Annotated in this window: 13 protein-coding genes; 9 read left to right on the plus strand and 4 right to left on the minus strand. The window is 71.0% G+C overall.

The window, feature by feature from the left end; translation table 11 throughout:
• The first annotated feature begins 11 nt into the window (after positions 1–11).
• The 3 genes from FHY03_RS21375 to FHY03_RS18470 all read left to right on the plus strand — a co-directional run bounded on the left by FHY03_RS21375 (position 12) and on the right by FHY03_RS18470 (position 3,762).
• Positions 12–1,139: a glycosyltransferase gene (locus FHY03_RS21375; RefSeq protein ID WP_183931990.1), complete on the plus strand. Its 1,128-nt coding sequence runs from the start codon at positions 12–14 to the stop codon at positions 1,137–1,139.
• The gene (locus FHY03_RS18465) at positions 1,136–2,446 is read left to right on the plus strand and encodes a glycosyltransferase family 1 protein (protein ID WP_183931991.1); all 1,311 of its coding nucleotides are present in this window, start codon (positions 1,136–1,138) and stop codon (positions 2,444–2,446) included. Before FHY03_RS21375 ends, FHY03_RS18465 begins: the two co-directional genes overlap by 4 nt.
• A gap of 74 nt (positions 2,447–2,520) precedes the next feature.
• Positions 2,521–3,762: a polysaccharide biosynthesis/export family protein gene (locus FHY03_RS18470; protein ID WP_183931992.1), complete on the plus strand. Its 1,242-nt coding sequence runs from the start codon at positions 2,521–2,523 to the stop codon at positions 3,760–3,762.
• A gap of 14 nt (positions 3,763–3,776) precedes the next feature.
• Here the strand turns inward: FHY03_RS18470 and FHY03_RS18475 are convergent, their stop codons facing one another.
• Both FHY03_RS18475 and FHY03_RS18480 read right to left on the minus strand, forming a co-directional pair.
• Positions 3,777–4,889 carry a lipopolysaccharide biosynthesis protein gene (locus tag FHY03_RS18475; RefSeq protein ID WP_183931993.1) on the minus strand — a complete coding sequence of 371 codons (1,113 nt, stop codon included), beginning with the start codon at positions 4,887–4,889 and terminating at the stop codon, positions 3,777–3,779.
• A gap of 28 nt (positions 4,890–4,917) precedes the next feature.
• On the minus strand, positions 4,918–5,736 hold the full coding sequence (locus tag FHY03_RS18480; RefSeq protein ID WP_311722309.1) for an ABC transporter permease: 819 nt from the start codon (positions 5,734–5,736) through the stop codon (positions 4,918–4,920).
• A gap of 206 nt (positions 5,737–5,942) precedes the next feature.
• Between FHY03_RS18480 and FHY03_RS18485 the strand changes: the two genes are divergently transcribed.
• On the plus strand, positions 5,943–6,854 hold the full coding sequence (locus FHY03_RS18485; protein ID WP_183931994.1) for an FkbM family methyltransferase: 912 nt from the start codon (positions 5,943–5,945) through the stop codon (positions 6,852–6,854).
• 12 nt (positions 6,855–6,866) lie between these two features.
• Here the strand turns inward: FHY03_RS18485 and FHY03_RS18490 are convergent, their stop codons facing one another.
• Positions 6,867–9,032, minus strand: a complete 2,166-nt coding sequence (locus tag FHY03_RS18490) for a glycosyltransferase family 1 protein (RefSeq protein WP_183931995.1) — start codon at positions 9,030–9,032, stop codon at positions 6,867–6,869.
• A gap of 169 nt (positions 9,033–9,201) precedes the next feature.
• Here FHY03_RS18490 and rfbC point away from each other — a divergent pair, with 169 nt between their 5' ends.
• The 4 genes from rfbC to rfbA are packed head-to-tail and all read left to right on the plus strand — an operon-like array spanning position 9,202 to position 12,584.
• Positions 9,202–9,768, plus strand: a complete 567-nt coding sequence (gene rfbC / locus FHY03_RS18495; RefSeq protein WP_183931996.1) for a dTDP-4-dehydrorhamnose 3,5-epimerase — start codon at positions 9,202–9,204, stop codon at positions 9,766–9,768.
• 10 nt (positions 9,769–9,778) lie between these two features.
• A complete protein-coding gene (gene rfbB, locus FHY03_RS18500) occupies positions 9,779–10,828 on the plus strand; it encodes a dTDP-glucose 4,6-dehydratase (RefSeq protein ID WP_183931997.1) in 1,050 nt (349 codons plus the stop codon).
• Complete coding sequence (gene rfbD, locus FHY03_RS18505) at positions 10,825–11,715, plus strand: dTDP-4-dehydrorhamnose reductase (RefSeq protein WP_183931998.1); 891 nt, start codon at positions 10,825–10,827, stop codon at positions 11,713–11,715. Before rfbB ends, rfbD begins: the two co-directional genes overlap by 4 nt.
• Positions 11,712–12,584, plus strand: coding sequence for a glucose-1-phosphate thymidylyltransferase RfbA (gene rfbA, locus FHY03_RS18510; RefSeq protein WP_183931999.1), 873 nt, complete (start codon positions 11,712–11,714; stop codon positions 12,582–12,584). Before rfbD ends, rfbA begins: the two co-directional genes overlap by 4 nt.
• Before the next feature lie 15 nt (positions 12,585–12,599).
• Here rfbA and FHY03_RS21380 read toward each other — a convergent pair whose 3' ends face one another.
• Positions 12,600–13,865, minus strand: a complete 1,266-nt coding sequence (locus FHY03_RS21380) for a sugar transferase (protein WP_183932000.1) — start codon at positions 13,863–13,865, stop codon at positions 12,600–12,602.
• Between the two features lie 327 nt (positions 13,866–14,192).
• Between FHY03_RS21380 and FHY03_RS18520 the strand changes: the two genes are divergently transcribed.
• On the plus strand, positions 14,193–15,527 hold the full coding sequence (locus FHY03_RS18520; RefSeq protein WP_183932001.1) for an O-antigen ligase: 1,335 nt from the start codon (positions 14,193–14,195) through the stop codon (positions 15,525–15,527).
• Positions 15,528–15,577: the final 50 nt, after the last annotated feature.

The following is a 15,577-nucleotide window of genomic DNA, read 5'->3' on the forward strand; positions in this document are numbered from 1 at the left end:
ACCATGAGCAGGTGGTGACACCGACTCCGATCTGCGTCGACGGACGGCTGCTCGACGACGGCGGCGCCGGCACCGGCGTCGCGCAATATGGCCGCACGCTGATCGCCGCGCTGCGCGCCGCCGGCCGTAGCCCGCTGGTGCTGGAGAGCGGCGGGGTGGCGGCGCGGCGCTCGCGGCCGGCCAAGCTGCTCGCCGCGGCGCGGCCGTGGCGCCGCCGCGCGGTGGCGAGCGAGCGCGGTTTCGTCGCCCGCGACCTGTTCCGCGAGGCGCAGGTCTTCTTCGACCTTCACCGGCGACCGATGCCGGTGGCGCTGCCGGGTCCGACGGGCGTGATGCACTGGTCCTACCCGCTCCCGCTGCGGGCGATCGGCTGGCACAATCTCTATACCGTCCACGACGTGCTCCCGCTCGACCCGGCGATCCCGAGCCCGGTAGACGGCGCGCGCCTGCGTCGTCTGCTGGACGCGCTGCGCCGTTCCGGCGGCGCGTTCGCGACCGTCTCGGAGGCGGCGCGGCGGCAGATCGTCACTCGGATGGACTGGCCCGCGGCCGCGGTGACCTGCTGCCACCAGGCGGTCGACGTCACCGGCCTGACCCCGGGCGACCTGCCCGGCGGCCTGCGTCCGGGCACCTATCTGCTCTATGTCGGTGCGGTCGAGGCACGCAAGAACCTGCTCCGCCTGCTGGAGGGCTATCGTGCCAGCGGCGTGACCAGCCCGCTGGTGATCTCGGGACCGGACGGGCTCGACGCCTCGGTGATCGACGAACGGATCGCGGCCACCCCGGGTGCGCTGCGGCTGCGGCTCCAGCCGCGCGCCACGGTGCTGCGGCTGATCGCGGGCGCGCGCGCGCTCGTACTGGTGTCGCTGGACGAGGGCTTCGGCCTGCCCGTGGTGGAGGCGATGGCGCTGGGCACGCCGGTCGTCGCCGCGAACGTGGCGGCGCTCGCCGAGGTGGGCGGCGGGGCCACCCTGATGGTCGATCCGCTCGACGTCGCCGCGCTGCGCGACGCGCTCACGACCATCGATCGCGACGCCGACCTGCGCGACCGTCTCGCCGCCTCGGGCATCCGGCGGGCGCAGCACTTCGGTTTTGCTCCCTATGCACGGCGACTGCTGGAGCTGTACGGGGCGGCATGATCGATCCCGACGCCTCGACGCTCCGCATCGGCCTGGACGGCTATAATCTCGCGCTGCCGCAGGGCACCGGGGTCGCCACCTACGGGCGCAACCTGGCCGCGGCGGTCGACGCGCTCGGGCATCCGATCGACCTGGTGTTCGGGGTCAACATCCCACGCAAGGCCGACGCCGAGCTGCGCGAGTCGCTGTTCTTCGGTCAGCTCGGGGCGGACGGCCCCGCGCGCCTGAGCTGGCGACGCAAGATGCGGCGCTGGCGCGTCCATCCGTTCGCGCACGAGCTGATCGCGGTGCCGGTCACCGGGCGTGCCTTGCCGGCGGACGGCACCGACCGCCTGCCGACTTTCGACCGGCTGTTCAACCTGAGCGAGATCTTCGACGTCTGCGCCCGACATTTTCGCCGCTATGGCCGCTTCATGACGGTGCGGATGCCGGATCCGCCCGCGATCATGCACTGGACCTATCCGCTGCCGCTGCGACTGGCCGGCGCGCGCAATATCTACACGCTCCATGACCTCGTCCCGCTCCGGCTGCCGGGCGCGAGCCTGGAGGACAAGCGCTATTACGACGCGCTCGTCCGTGCCTGCGTCGCGCGCGGCGACCATGTCGTGACCGTGTCGGAGCGCTCGCGCGGCGACATCGTCGACCTGCTCGGCGCCGACCCCGCGCGAGTCACCAACTGCTACCAAGCGAGCGCGATGCCGCCGTTGCGCGACCCCGCCGGCTTGCCGGACCGGCTTCGCCACCTGTTCGACCTCGACATGCGGGGCTATTTCCTCTTCTTCGGCGCGATCGAGCCCAAGAAGAACCTGGGCCGCGTGATCCAGGCCTATCTCGAAGCCGACGTGGCAACGCCGCTGGTGATCGTCGGCAAGGAGGCGTGGCACGCCGACCGCGAACTCAAGCTGCTGGGCGCCGCGCATGGGCGTCGCCTGCCCGGCGCCGATCGGATCCGCCGCATCGACTATCTGCCGCGCACGCTGCTCAACGACCTGCTCCACGGCGCACGGGCGAGCCTGTTCCCGGCGCTCTACGAGGGCTTCGGCCTGCCCGCGCTGGAGGCAATGGCCGCGGGCGTCCCGCTGCTGTCGAGCACGACGGGCGCGCTCCCCGAGGTGACCGGCGACGCGGCGCTGGCGGTCGATCCCTATGACATGGACGCCATGGTCGACGGCATCCGTCGGCTCGATCGCGACGCGGACCTGCGCACGCGGATGGGCATCGCCGGTCCGCTCCAGGCGGGGCGCTTCTCCGGCGCGGCCTTCGCCGCGCGCATCGGCCAACTTTACCGTTCGATCGCTTGGCGCTAGTCGCGGCGGGACAGGCGACAGCCGCCGCGCCCACGATCATGCCGGCGCGGCTTCGACGACATTGGAGTTTCAGGATGCGTGTTGACCGTTCGGTGCAGATCGCACGTCCGGGTTTGACGCTGCTGCTGGCGGCCGTGACGGTCGGCGGCTGCACGACTCTGCCGCGCAACGGCCCCACCGGCCGCCAGATCGCGCATGACGCGACGAGGAAGAACGACATCGGCTTCGAGATCGTCGACATCTCGCCGCAGAACATTGCCGCGCTGTCGAGCGTCGACGCGCCGACCGGAGCGCTGGCCACGCTCTCGGCCGACGGCGTCGTCGACACGTTGGGGCCGGGCGACGTGCTCTCGATCGAGATCTACGAGGTCGGGGTCACGCTGTTCGGCGGCCGCGCCAGCATCGCGGGCGCCGCGGGCGGCTCGGCGGCCGAGTCGGCACCATCCGCCAGCGGCGAGTCGATCGGCGGCGAGGGTGTGATGGTCGATCGCGACGGCAATATCACGATGCCCTATGTCGGCACGATCGCGGTCGCCGGCCTCACCCCGGCGCAGGTGCAGCGCAAGATCGTCGACGGGCTGCGCGGCAAGTCGCAGAGCCCGCAGGTGGTCGTATCGTTGCGCCGCAACGTCGCCAACACCGTCGTGATCATGGGCGCGGTCTCCAACCCGCGGCGCCTGCCGCTGACGTTGGCACGCGAGCGCCTGCTCGATGCCATCGCCGAGACGGGGGGGATCAGTCGCACGACCCAGACCGGCGCCTCGACCGCGACCGGCACGGGCGCGCAGGACGCGATCGTCCGCTTCACCCGCGGCAGTCGCACCGTGGAGCAGCCGCTCGACACGATCGCCTCGGGCTCGCCCGACGACATCGTGCTGCTGGGCGGCGACCGGATCGAGCTGATCCGCCAGCCGCGCACCTTCACCGTCTTCGGCGCGATCGACCGGATCTCGCAGATCCCGTTCGAGAGCCGCACGCTCACGCTGGCCGAGGCGCTGGCGCGCGCGGGCGGCCCCAACGACAGCCGCGCCGACCCGCGCTCGGTCTTCGTGTTCCGCCTGCCGCCGGGCACGCCGACACCCAGCGCGGCGGCAGCGTCGGCGGACGCGGCACTCGCGCCCGTCGCGGCGCGCCCCGTCGCCTATCGCATCAACATGCTGCAGGCGCAGAACTACTTCCTCGCCCAGCGGTTCGCGATGCGCGACAAGGACGTGGTCTATATCGCCAACGCCTCGGCCAACGAGCCGCTCAAGCTCGTCCAGGCGCTCGGCCAGCTCTTCTCGCCGGTGCTGGCGGTACAGAACGCGACCCGCTAGCGGGAGCGCCGCCGTCAGGCGGCGTGTTCCCTCACGCCAGCCGCGATCAGCCAGCCGATGCCGTACACGAGCAGCAGCGCCAGGAAGGTCGTGGCGACGATCTTGATGCGCTGCGGGTAGAGCGCGCGCACCGGCACGTTGGCATCGACCACCGGCACCACGAAGAGCTGCTGGCGGCGCGCGTCGTCCTGCGCCTTCACCAGCGCCGCCGAGGCGATCTCGAGCCGCTTGCCCGCGATCTCCTGCCGGATCTTGTAGCCCTCGTAGGCGCCGAGCCCCGCTGCCACGTTGCCCGGCCCGTTGGACAGGCGGCCCGCCTCCGCGCCGACCTGACGCGACAGCGCCGCGACCCGCTGGCGCACGGCGATCAGCTGCGGACTGTTCGGCGCCAGCACCGCCGCCATCGAGGCCTCCTGTGCGCGCGCCACCGCGAGCTGCCCTTGCAGCTCGGCCACCATCCCGGTCCGCGCCGTGCCCGTGATCTGCGGGTTGAAGTCCTGCTCATCGCGGCGAAAACGGGTGATCCCGCCCTGCACCTGCGCCACCTCGGTCTCGGCCTCGGCGACGCGCCGTTGCGACAGCGCGACCGCATTGGCGTAGTTGCGGCGGTTCAGCGCGTTGACCCGATCCTCGCCGAGCTGGAGCAGCTCGCCGATGATGCGGTACGAGTCCGCCGGGCGGAAGCTGCGCACCCGCAGCGTGGTGATGCCGGTCTCGGTGCTGACGTCGACGTCAGCCTTGCCATCGAAATAGCGCTGCAGCTGCTCGGGCGTCGGGGTGGCGAACCACAGCCGGGAAACAAGGTCGGCTTCCGGACGGCGGTAACGTTGGACGAGGCCGATGCGCGATTGCAGCGCGTTCACCGCGTCGTGCGATTTGAGATAATCCGCCACCAGCAGCGCGTCGCGCTCGGACGAGGCGCCGCCGACCAGCGTCAAGGCCTGGCCCAGGCCGCTCGGCGCGGCGGGCTGGTTGTCGGCCGAGCGAACGACGAAATGCGCCTCCGATTCGTACTGGTCGGCCGCGATGAGGAAGTAATAAGCGGCGACGAGCAGGGTCGGCAGCAGCACGAGCAGGCACCAGTTGCGATGCGCGCGCAACCAGCCGAGCAGCCCGAATCGGCCCATAGAGGAAGCGATCTTCACGACGGATACCTTAGCGAAGGTGGATGTGACGGCGCGTCGCGCGGATGGACACGAGCCCGGCATAGGTCAGCAGCAGGCACCATCCCGCGACATAGCCGACGTCGACGTACGTGTCCTTGGCGGACTGGAACTGACCGTAGCGCAGGAGCTCAAAGATCGTCGGCATCGGAAACCATCGCAACCAGGACCGGTACGGCTCCGGTATCCACGACAGCTGATAGAAGGCGCCCGACAGCGGCATGAGGATGTAGGTGACCGGGTGGACGAACCGCGCCACCAGCCTGTTGTCGTGGGTCCAGGCGCAGATCAGCAGCGACACCGCGAACGAGAACCAGAACATCAGCCCGACGCCGGTCAGCAACTCGAGCGGCCGCGCGGGCAAGGTCGCCATGCCGATCGCGATCACGAAGGCGATCAGTACGATATAGGTGACGATCGTGCCGGCGCCCTCCAGCAGCGCGCGCGCGAACATCATGTCGAAGATGGTGACCCGACGGTGGTACAGCAACGGCATATTGGACTCGAGCGCGCCGTCGGCGCGCGTGACCATGCCGCGGAACATGATGAAGATGGTGTAGCCGAGGATCGCGAACGGGACGGGATGGATGCTCGTCGTATGCGAGCTGCCGCTGCCCACGTGCAGCAGGGCGACGGCGCCCGCCAGCGTCATCGGTTCCAGGAAGATCCACAGATACCCGACGTTCTCGCGCCCGTAGCGGGTGTGCAGCTCGCGCATCAGCAGCGCGCCGATGACGTTGCCCTGCACCTTCAGGCCGCGCCAGAAGCCGCCGTCGCCGGTCGAGCCCGAGACGTCCGACACCATCGTCATGCGGAGACCACCGTCGCGGGCTGCCGTCGCGAGGCGTGCGCGAAGGCGTCGGCGCCGGGCGCGTCGTCTGATTTCACTGCGATCACCCACGCCCCTTACTCCGCCGGATCGTCCAGCGGCAACAGCGCGTCGCATCGATCGACCGGGGCGAGGCGATGTCGCCGGAACGGTCGCCTTTTGCGGTGCGCTCGCCTAAGGGCGCCGGGATGAAGCGGCTCTCCCTCCTGGCAAAGGTCAGGTCCCATCTACCCCAGGCCTCCGGCGACGACGTCGGCCAGCGGCTGTTCCACCTCGATCACCTCCGCACCCACGGGCGCCAGCGCAACGAGGCGGTGATCCGCCGCCTGTGCGCCAACGCCTATCTGGGCGGCGGTCGCTCGCTGTGCCGCGTGCTCGGGCGCTACAAGATGATCGTCGACACCAACGACGTCGGGCTGTCGAGCCACCTGCTGCTCGACGGCTATTGGGAGATGTGGCTCACCGAGTTGCTCGCCACTTTGGTCAGGCCGGGCATGACCGTCGTCGACGTCGGCGCCAATCTCGGCTATTTCTCGCTGCTGATGGCCGACCTGGTCGGGCCGGGCGGGCAGGTGCACGCCTTCGAGCCCAACGCCGACCTCGCGCGCCGCATGGCGCAGAGCCTCGCGATCAACGGCTTCGACGCGGTCGCGACGGTGCACGAACAGGCACTGGCGGACGCCGAAACCGACGTGCTGCTGGTGGTGCCCGCCGACGAACCCAAGAACGGCCACCTGCTGCCCGCCGACCACCCGGCCTCGGCCGATGCCGCGACCGAGACCCGGCTGATGCGGACGCGCCGGCTCGACAGCTATCCCGCGCTGCGCGACGCCGATCTCATCAAGATCGACGCGGACACCTCCGAGCAGGCGATCTGGCACGGCATGGCGGGGATCCTCGCCGCCGGTCGGCCGCTCACCATCGTGCTCGAGTTCGCCCGCGCGCGCTACGCCGACCCCGGCGCGTTCGTCGACCGCATCCTCGCCGACGGCTTCTCGCTGGCGGAGATCACGCTGGAGCGGGGCGTACAACCGACCACGCGCGCGGCGATCCTCGCGGCGCCGCCGAGCGAGGACGTGATGCTGCTGCTCGTGCGCTGACGCGAACGCCGGTCACGCCGCCGCGCGCGCGACCTCGACGCGCGTGACGGTGACCTCGCCGGCCAACGGCACCAGCGCGACCTCGACCGCCACGGCGGCCGCCGGCAGCGCGCACGCCAGGGTCAGCGGCGTCCCGGGCGCGGCGTGATGGTCGCGCGCCACGCCGGCGCTGCCGATCCTGACCGAGACCGGGTCGTGCGCCGCGGCGACGTGGACGCGCAGCTCGTGCCCGGCCGCGCCGACCCAGTGGAAGCGGAGCGCGGCATCGTCCCCCTCGATCGCGCAGCCGTCGCGCCCGGGCGCACGCCAGCCGTGGCCGTGGCGGAGCGCCTCGCCCAGCGCCTCGGTCGCGGCGATCTCGCCGCGCTCCTCCCACGGCGCCAGCGCCAGGCTCCACGTCCCCGCCGCGGCGAGCCGGGGCAGCGCGTCGCGCGCGCCGACGTGCGCGGCCTGGTCGACGAGGTCGTGCGCGATCCGGCGCCAGCTCCGCGGGGCATAATCGGCGCGGATCGCCTGCTCGGCGGCGTGCCGGGTCGGCGTGTCCAGCAGCGCGAGCGCCGCGGCGGCGATGTCCGCCGGCGCCGCCGGATCGAAGTAGCGTGCGAACCGCCCGCCCGCCTCCGGCAGCGACGAGACGCGCGAGATCGCGGGCACCTTGCCGTAGGACAGCGCCTCGGACACCGGCAGCCCCCAGCCCTCGTAGAAGCTGGGGTAGAGCGCGAACAGGCAATGTTCGTAGAGCGCCGCCAGCGTGTCGTCGGGGACGCCGTGGAGGATGATCACCAGCCGCCCCAGCGCCGGGTGGTCGCGCCGGAACTGGTGCAGCTCCTCGTTCAGCCAGCCGCGCCCGCCGACGCAGACGAGCCGCGGCACCGCCGCCTCGCCCAGGCGCTGGGCGAGCGCGAGCCACGCCCGGAACGCGCCGAGATGGTTCTTGCGCGGCTCCAGCGTCGAGACCAGGAGGACGTAGCCGCCGGGCTCGAGGCCATATTCCCGCACCGCGCGCGCGTCGGCCGCGTCCTGGCGGAAATCGCCGTCGAGGCGGACGACCGGGACGGCGTCGCCCGGCACCGGCGCCTGCCACTCGGCCGAGACGCGCAGCAGGTCGCGGCGGGTCGCCTCCGAGATCGCCAGGACGCCGTCGGCGGAGTGGAGCAGCGACCCGAACCAGGCGCGATAGTCGCGCACCAGCGAGCGCACGAACCAGCGCGGCTCGATCAGCGGGATCAGGTCGAAGATCAGCGGGACATAGACCATCGCGTCGCGCGCGCGCGCGACGCGGACGTCGAGCAGGTAGTTGCGGTCGGCCCAGGAGGTGCCCAGGTTGACCAGCACGGTCGCGGGCGCGAAGCGGACCGTGCGCGCCACCGCGACGCGGCGGTAGAGCAGGTCGAGCTCGCGCGTCCAGGCCGGATCGGTGACGTCGTCGCTCTGTCGCGCCAGCCGGCAGAGCCGCTCGAAGCGGTCGGGCGGCAGCCGGATCCAGCCGCGCCGCGCGCTGGCGTAGAGGCAGAAGATCGGCCGGGGCTCGGTCGCGCCCTCGAGGCACGCCAGCGACACCTCGATCTGGACGCGCTGGATCCCGGTCGGCAGGCGCCGTTGCCCGAAGAAGGCGAGCAGGTCGGTGACGTCGAACACGGTCGACCCGGCGGGCAGCTGCGCCGGCTCCGCCGCGGCGGCCTCGGCGGGGTCGATGTGGAGCACCTCCAGCACGGCGTCCCACAGCGCGGGCGCGACTCGCTCGCGGTCGGGCATGAGGCGGACGAGTTCGGCCACCGCCTGCAGGTTGGCGGGATCGCGACGCAGCGCGGCGACGAAGTGACCCGCGGCGTCGGCCGGCTGGCGCCACGCCTTGGCCATGTGGCCGAGCCGCAGCAGCGGCTCGGCGTCGTCGGGGTGCAGCCGCGCCGCCGTCTCATAGGCCTCGCCCGCGGCATCGATCTGCCCGGCCTCCTTCTGCATATGGCCGAGCTGAACCCAGATGTGGTGCAGCCCCGGCTCGCGCGTGAGCGCGCGCCGATAGGCGGTCGCGGCGCCGGCCCAGTCCTGGCGCGACCGGGCCGCGTTGCCGGCGCGGATGTCGCGCGCGGTGGCGCGCCCCACGGGCACGCCGTTGGAGCGCGCCCGCAGCGGCCAGCGCGCCGCGACGGTCTCCCACCAGTGTCTGATCGGTCGCATCCCGTCTCTGCCGTCTCGTCTCTGGGGGGAGGGGCGAACGCCCCGGGGCGGGATCCGCTACCACCGGACGCGGGCTCGGCTCAACCGTACGCCGTCGCGCTCGATCGGGTCGCTCGCGGGCGCGGATAACGGATTGCGATGGATCTCGATCGTTTCGTATAGGCGGCGGGTGCAGCATCCCCCCGTCCGCCTCCTTCCGCCGCGTCGCTTCGGCGACGCGCGCGGCTGGTTCACCGAGACCTACAATCGCGACACCTTCGCCGCGCTGGGGATCGGCTGCACCTTCGTGCAGGACAATCACTCGCTCTCGGTGCCGGCCTATACGCTGCGCGGGCTGCATTTCCAGACGCCGCCGCGGGCGCAGGACAAGCTGGTGCGCTGCGTGCGCGGGCGCATCTTCGACGTGGCGGTGGACCTGCGCCGCGGCTCGCCGAGCTACGGCCAGTGGGTCGGCGCCGAGCTCAGCGCGGCAACGGGCGACCAGCTCTTCATCCCGGTCGGCTTCGCGCACGGCTTCGTCACGCTCGAGCCCGAGTGCGAGGTGGTCTACAAATGCTCGGACACCTACGCGCCCGAGCAGGACGGCGGCATCGCCTGGGACAGCGCGGGCATCGACTGGCCGATCCCCGCCGGGATCGTCCCCGAGTTGAGCGCCAAGGACCAGGTGCAGCCGACGCTCGCCGCCTTCGACAGCCCCTTCGACTATGACGGCCGTCCGCTGACGCCGTTCGCCTGAGGACCGTTCCATGCGCATCTTCGTCACCGGCGGCGCCGGCTTCATCGGCTCGGCGCTGGTCCGCCATCTGATCGACGACACCGAGCACGAGGTGCTCAACTTCGACAAGCTCACCTACGCCGGCACGCTGTCGACGGTCGAGCGCGTCGCCGGCTCCAACCGCTATCGCTTCGTCCAGGGCGACATCTGCGACGCGACGGCGGTGCGCGCGGCGATCGCCGAGTTCCGCCCCGAGGTGATCACGCATCTCGCCGCCGAGAGCCACGTCGACCGCTCGATCGACGGCCCGGGCGCGTTCGTCCAGACCAACGTGGTCGGCACCTACACCATGCTGGCGGAGGCGCGCGCGCATTGGCTGACGCTGGACGAGGCGGCACGCGCCGCCTTCCGCTTCCACCATATCTCGACCGACGAGGTCTATGGCTCGCTCGGCGCCGAGGGGCTGTTCACCGAGGAGACGCCCTATGACCCGCGCTCGCCCTATTCGGCGAGCAAGGCGGCGTCGGACCATCTCGTCAGCGCCTGGGGGCATACCTATGGCCTGCCCGTGCTGATCACCAACTGCTCGAACAATTACGGGCCCTATCACTTCCCGGAAAAGCTGATCCCGCTGATGATCGTCAAGGCGCTCGGCGGCGAGCCGCTGCCGGTCTATGGCGCGGGCGACCAGGTGCGCGACTGGCTCTACGTCGAGGATCACGTGCGCGCGCTGCGCGCGGTGTTCGAGCGCGGGCAGGTCGGCCGCACCTACAATGTCGGCGGCCACAACGAGAAGCAGAACATCGAGGTGGTGCGCACCGTCTGCGCGATCCTCGACCGGCTGCGCCCGCGCGCCGACGGCGCCAGCTACGCCGCGCAGATCACCTCGGTCGCGGATCGCCCCGGCCACGACAAGCGCTACGCGATCGACGCGTCGCGCATCGGCGACGAGCTCGGCTGGCAGCCGCGCGAGACGTTCGAGAGCGGCATCGAGAAGACCGTCCGCTGGTATCTCGACAACGAGGACTGGTGGCGCCCGCTCGTCGCGGCCAGCGCGGCCGAGCGGCGCGGCGCGGCGTGACGCGCGCGGTCCTCGTCACCGGCGCGGCCGGCCAGCTCGGCGACGCGCTGCGCCGCGCTGCCTGGCCCGAGGGCTTCGCCGCGGTGGCGCTCGACCGCGCCGCGCTCGATCTCACCGATTCGGACGCGATCGCGGCCGCGGTGGCCGGACGGCGCTGGGCGGCGGTGATCAACGCCGCAGCCTATACCGCGGTGGACAAGGCCGAGAGCGACCAGGTCGCCGCCTGGCAGGTCAACGCGCTCGCCCCCGCCGCGCTCGCCGCCGCCTGCGCGCGTGCCGCGGTACCGCTGGTGCAGGTGTCGACCGATTACGTCTTTCCCGGCGACCGCGACGGCGCCTGGGAGGTGGACGACGCGGTCGCGCCGCTCGGCGTCTATGGCGCGTCCAAGCTGGGCGGCGAGCTGGCAGTGCGCACCAGTGGCGCGCGCCAAGCCATCGTCCGCACCGCCTGGGTGGTGTCGGCGCACGGGCACAATTTCGTCCGCACGATGCTGCGGCTCGCGGCCGAGCGCGACACGCTGCGCGTCGTCGCCGACCAGCGCGGCAGCCCGACCGCCGCGGCCGACCTCGCCGCGGCGCTGGTGCGGATCGCGGTGCGGCTCGCCGACGACGCGGCGGCGCCGACCGGGACCTTCCACTTCAGCAACGCCGGCGCGACCAGCTGGGCCGGCTTCGCCGAGGAGATCTTCCGCCAGTCGGCGCGGCGCGGCGGGCCCAGCGCGGCAATAACGCCGATCGCCACCGCCGATTATCCCACCCCCGCGCGCCGCCCCGCCAACTCGCTGCTCGGCCTCGGTGCGATCGGCGCGGCCTATGGCATCCACCCGCGTCGCTGGGAGGCGGCGCTGGGCGACATCCTCGACGAACTGATCGGAGCACCGAAGTGAAAGGCATCATCCTCGCCGGCGGGTCGGGCACGCGGCTCCACCCGGCGACGCTCGCGGTCAACAAGCAGCTGCTGCCGGTCTATGACAAGCCGATGATCTATTATCCGCTGTCGGTGCTGATGCTGGCGGGGATCCGCGACATCCTGATCATCTCCAGCCCGGAGTTCCTCGGCAACTACCAGCGGCTGTTCGGCGACGGTGCGGCGCTGGGGCTAAGCATCGCTTATGCCGAGCAGCCGCGCCCCGAGGGGCTGGCGCAGGCCTTCACCATCGGCGCCGACTTCATCGGCGACGACACCGTCGCGCTGGTGCTCGGCGACAACATCTTCTTCGGCGCGCATCTCACCGAGCTGCTGGCGCGCGCGGTGGCGCGGCCGCACGGCGCCACCGTGTTCAGCTACCGCGTCGAGGATCCCGAGCGCTACGGCGTGGTCGAGTTGGGCGAGGACGGCCGCGCCATCAGCCTGGAGGAGAAGCCCGCCGCGCCGAAGTCGAACTGCGCGGTGACCGGGCTGTACTTCTACGACAACCGCGTCGTCGGCTATGCCCGCGACCTCGAACCCTCGGCGCGCGGCGAGCTCGAGATCACCGATCTCAACCGGCTGTACATGGAGGCGGGCGAGCTCCACGTCGAGCAGATGGGGCGCGGCTACGCCTGGCTCGACACCGGGACGCACGACAGCCTGCTCGAGGCGTCGGAGTTCGTCCGCACGCTCCAGCACCGCCAGGGCATCCAGATCGCCTGCCTCGAGGAGATCGCGTTCGAGATGGGCTTCATCTCCGCCGACCAGGCGCGCGCGGCGGGCGAGCGCTTCGCCAAGACGGCGTACGGGCGCGCGATCCTGAGGGCGGTGGAGGGGCAGCGCTGAGGCGCGTACGCGGCGTCAGCGCGCGCCGAACCCGCTAATCATGATCCACACCGTCCGCACCACGATCAGCAGATCGATCCAGGGCGAGTAGTGTTTGATGTAGTAGAAATCATAGTAGAGCTTGCTGCGCACCTCGTCGATCTCCGCGACATGGCCCTGGCGTACCTGGGCCCAGCCCGCGATGCCGGGGCGGATGACATGGCGATAGCGGTAGAAGGGAATGTTCTCCTCGTACCAATGTGACAGCACCATCGCCTCGGGGCGTGGGCCGATCCAGCTCATCTCGCCCCGTAGGATGTTGAAGAGCTGCGGCAACTCGTCGAGCCGCGACTTGCGGAGAAAGCGGCCGATCCGGGTGACACGATCGTCGCTGTCGCGCGTCATCGCGAGCGATCGCGCCTGCCCGGGCTCGCTGTCGACCAGCATCCGCATCGTGCGGAACTTGTACATGGTGAAGGGCCGCCCCTGGTAACCCATGCGCTCCTGCCGGAACAACGCTGGTCCCGGCGAACTGAGCCGCACCAGCACGGCGATGACGAACAGCGCCGGCAACAGCAGGATGCCCGCGACGAGCGCGGCGACCCAGTCGATGATCGATTTGGCGACCATGTAATCGTAGCGCGGCGCGAGCGAGCCGGCGCTGTTCTCTGACAGGTGGACGAGCTCGACCCGGCCGGTGAGCGATTCGGCCAAATGCTTGCTGTGGTAGATCGGCATGCGCTGCAGCGCGTAATCGGCGAGCCGTCGATCCCACTCATTGGGCAGATCGACCCGCAGATCCACGACGATGGCATCGAGGTCCGCGACCGAGGTGTCCGGCGCGTGCAGCACTCTGACCGAGACGTTGGGCAGTTCGTGAAAGGGCCAGGTCTCGCCGAGCGGTACCAGGCCGATCCGTAGGACGCGCCGCTGCTGCGCGATCGCCGAGGTGATGAAGAACCACAAGGTGGTCAGGACGAAGGCGGCGAGCAACGTGCCGCGATTGTAGGGAATGCGGAAGAAGAAGAAGACGATGATCAGGATGCCATAGCCGGCGATGAACGATGGCAAGGTTGCAGACAGCGTCTCCGATCCCGGGTAGATGGTCAGGTTCCGCATCAGCCAAACGCCGATGAGAATGGCCACCACGGTACCGAGGAAGGTATTGTTGATCAGCGCCGGGTTCTGTTCGGGCGACAGACTCTGATAGCGCGCGAACCAGGGCAGGACCGCCCCCGCGATGATCCCGCCCGTGAGCTGAAAGCGCAGACGATTCCAGATGACAGGCCGTAAATTGTTCACGCTATCCACCGCAATCTTCGTTCAACCGACGATCCATGGCCGATGCGGACCATCGGGAGCCCTCAACGTCCTCGTTCTGAGCCGTGCCGGATCAGGCCGGGCGGCTATAAGCGCGCGCATCGGCGAGCGCGAGCCCTATGATCTTCATTGATCGGCCAAGGCGCGGGACGACCGCACGATCGCCGGTCGGTTCCGGCGGCATGCTGCTTGTCGAGCAGCCCCCTTTTGCGGCAGGGACGGGCGCCGCTCGATCTGACGGAAGGACGACGTAACATGGCGATGCATCCGCGCCGCAGGCGCGCGGCGGTGAGGGGAGGCCTGCTCGCCATGATTCTCTTCCTGGTCTGTCTCTGGGCCGCGGGCGGCGCCTCGCGCGAGGACGTGCTGGGACAGGTCATCGTGCGTGCGGTCGCCTGGGGCGCGGTGGTCGTGCTCGCGCTGCTGGCGCCGGCCGAGCCGCGGCGCATCGATCGGATGGTGCCAGCTTTGCTGTTCGCCAGCCTCGCGCTCGTGCTGCTGCAGCTCATCCCGCTGCCACCCGCCCTCTGGGCCGCGCTGCCCGGGCGCGGCAGTTTCGCGCCGGTCGACACGCTCGCGGGCGGCCCCGTCTGGCGGCCGGCCGCGATCGTTCCGGGGGCAGCGATCAACGCCGCGGGAGCGCTGATCGTGCCGATCGCGACCTTCGCGCTGATGCGGGGGGTGGCCCGGTCGGACGACGGCCGCCTGCTCGCCACGTTGCTAGCGCTGGTGGTGGCGAGCGCACTGGTCGGGGTGATCCAGTTCGCCGGGTCGGGGCTGAGCAATCCCTTCGTCAACAGCGGCGGCGAACCGTCCTCGGTGTTCGCCAATCGCAACCATTTCGCCTTGTTCCTGGCGATCGGCTGCGTGCTGGCGCCGGCCTGGGCGGGGCGCGGCGAGCGACTGCGGGCGTGGCGGCTCTTCGTGGCCGCAGCGGTGACGCTGCTGCTGCTGCTGCTGATCGTGGCGAGCGGGTCGCGCGCGGGCATGCTCGTCGGCGTCGTGGCGGTCGCCGCCGGCGCCGCGCTGATCGCGCCGCGCGCCCGCTTGTCGTTCGGCGGCCTGCCGCGCTGGGCGGCGCCGGCCGCGATGGCCGCGTTCGCGCTCGTCATCGTGCTGCTGATCGCGCTGAGCTACGGCGAGAACCGCGCGATGGGGATCGACCGCGCGCTCAACGCCTCGGTCAACGGTGACATGCGGCGGCGCGGCCTGCCCACGGTGTTGTCGATGATCGCGCAGTATTTTCCGGTCGGCAGCGGCTTCGGCGGGTTCGACCCGCTGTTTCGGCTGCACGAACCCTATGACTTGCTGAAGCCGACCTATTTCAACCATGCGCACAACGATGTTCTCGAGCTGCTGCTCGATGGCGGGCTACCCGCGGCGGCGCTGCTGCTGGTGGCGCCGGTGTGGTGGGCACGCCGCTCGATCACGGCATGGCGAGCGCTGGCCGCCGCGCCGCTGCCGGTGGTCGGCTCGGTGATCCTTTTCATCGTCGCGGTGGCGAGCATGTTCGATTATCCCGCGCGCACGCCGATGATCATGGCGCTGCTGGTGGTCGCTGCCGCCTGGCTGAGCGATGCCGGCGCTCTCCCCGACGCGGGCGAGGAGTCTATGAGGATCCGGCGATCTATGCGAACGACGTGATCGTGGTGGGTGATTCGCCGCAGCGTCGGCTGTTCCGTGACGTGGTGTCG

Source organism: Sphingomonas sp. BK345 (genome assembly GCF_014193845.1).
In the GTDB taxonomy this organism is placed as follows: domain Bacteria; phylum Pseudomonadota; class Alphaproteobacteria; order Sphingomonadales; family Sphingomonadaceae; genus Sphingomonas.